At 67.6% G+C, this 1948-nt stretch carries 1 protein-coding gene; it reads right to left on the bottom strand.

Going from position 1 to position 1948, the window contains the following annotated elements; genetic code table 11:
* Positions 1-44 precede the first annotated feature (44 nt).
* Positions 45-1613: an RNA polymerase sigma factor gene (locus tag ACWGI8_RS43670; protein ID WP_453669105.1), complete on the bottom strand. Its 1569-nt coding sequence runs from the start codon at positions 1611-1613 to the stop codon at positions 45-47.
* Positions 1614-1948: the final 335 nt, after the last annotated feature.

Below are 1948 nucleotides of genomic sequence, written 5' to 3' on the forward strand. Positions count from 1 at the left end.
CCGGCTCCCTCTCGGGAGCCGGGCCCTCGTACGGGCGGTACGTCCTAGTCCAGGTAGTCGCGCAGCACCTGGGACCGCGACGGGTGGCGCAGCTTCGACATGGTCTTGGACTCGATCTGACGGATGCGCTCACGCGTCACGCCGTAGACCTTGCCGATCTCGTCGAGCGTCTTCGGCTGGCCGTCGGTGAGGCCGAAGCGCATGGAGACGACGCCCGCCTCGCGCTCCGAGAGCGTGTCGAGCACCGAGTGCAGCTGCTCCTGAAGGAGCGTGAAGCTGACCGCGTCGGCCGGGACGACCGCCTCGGAGTCCTCGATCAGGTCACCGAACTCGCTGTCGCCGTCCTCACCCAGCGGGGTGTGGAGGGAGATCGGCTCGCGGCCGTACTTCTGGACCTCGATGACCTTCTCCGGGGTCATGTCGAGCTCCTTGGCCAGCTCCTCCGGGGTGGGCTCACGGCCCAGGTCCTGGAGCATCTGGCGCTGCACACGCGCGAGCTTGTTGATGACCTCGACCATGTGCACCGGGATACGGATGGTGCGGGCCTGGTCGGCCATGGCGCGGGTGATCGCCTGACGGATCCACCAGGTGGCGTACGTGGAGAACTTGTAGCCCTTGGTGTAGTCGAACTTCTCGACGGCGCGGATCAGACCGAGGTTGCCCTCCTGGATCAGGTCCAGGAAGAGCATGCCGCGGCCGGTATAGCGCTTGGCGAGCGAGACGACCAGGCGGAGGTTGGCCTCCAGCAGGTGGTTCTTGGCGCGGCGCCCGTCCTCGGCGATGATCTCCAGCTCGCGCTTGAGCTTCGGGGCGAGCTTGTCGGAGTTCGCCAGCTTGTCCTCGGCGAACAGACCCGCCTCGATGCGCTTGGCCAGCTCGACCTCCTGCTCGGCGTTGAGCAGGGGGACCTTGCCGATCTGCTTGAGGTAGTCCTTGACCGGGTCGGCGGTGGCACCGGCGACGGCGACCTGCTGCGCGGGAGCGTCGTCCTCGTCCTCGTCGGACAGGACGAAGCCCTTGCTCTCGCCCTCGGTCTCCTCGTCCTCGCCCTTACCGGGCTGGACCTCCTCGAGCAGCTCCTCGCCCTCGATGCCCTCGTCGGTGTCCTTCTTGGCGGCGGTCTTCTTGGCGGCCGCCGTCGTCTTCTTGGCGGCGGTCTTCTTGGCCGCCGTCGCCTTCTTGGCCGCGGTCTTCTTCGCGGCCACCTTCTTCGCGGGCGCCGCGGTCTCGTCGGCCGTGGCCGCCGTGATCTCGTCGGTCATGGCCGCCGGTGACGCGGTGGCGGCCGCGACGGTCTTCGCCACGGTCGTCTTGGCCGCGACGGTCTTGGTGGCGGTGCGCTTTGCCGGGCTCTTAGCTGCGACGCTCTTGCGGGTGCGCTTGGGCGACTCCGCGGCACTGACCATCAGCGTCACACCCTCTTCCTCGAGGATCTGGTTGAGGCTGCGCAGAACATTCTTCCACTGGGTTGGCGGAATCTGGTCAGCCTCGAAGGCCCGACGCACGTCATCGCCGGCGATCTGCCCATCAGCCTTTCCCCGCTCGATGAGCGCCATCACAGACTCGGACTCGGCGATCTCCGGCGGGAGCGTACGGGATGTGCTGGCCGACACGAACAACCTCTCGGAACGATGGAAAACGGCTTCCGGCCCCGCCCATGATCGGGCCGGAGCCGACGACCGCCGGTTGGGGATGTACCGACGGCGCGGGCTGGGCCTCAGAGCTGCACAGCGCCATGAACGGCGTCTGTATTCCCTCCTCGGCTGTCACCTCTTAGGTCATCGCACTGTTTCGAGGAGTGTTACGCCCAATCCGCGTGGCCCGAGTCACACCTCATTTGCGACAAAACGACCAGATGGGGAATTCACTCCGCAATCGCCCCCACATCCGTGGCGCCCGGCCCCGGGGTGCGGGGCCCCCCCCAGGGGGACCCGCGGGAACCCCCCGC

The organism is Streptomyces sp. NPDC054841 (assembly GCF_053611045.1).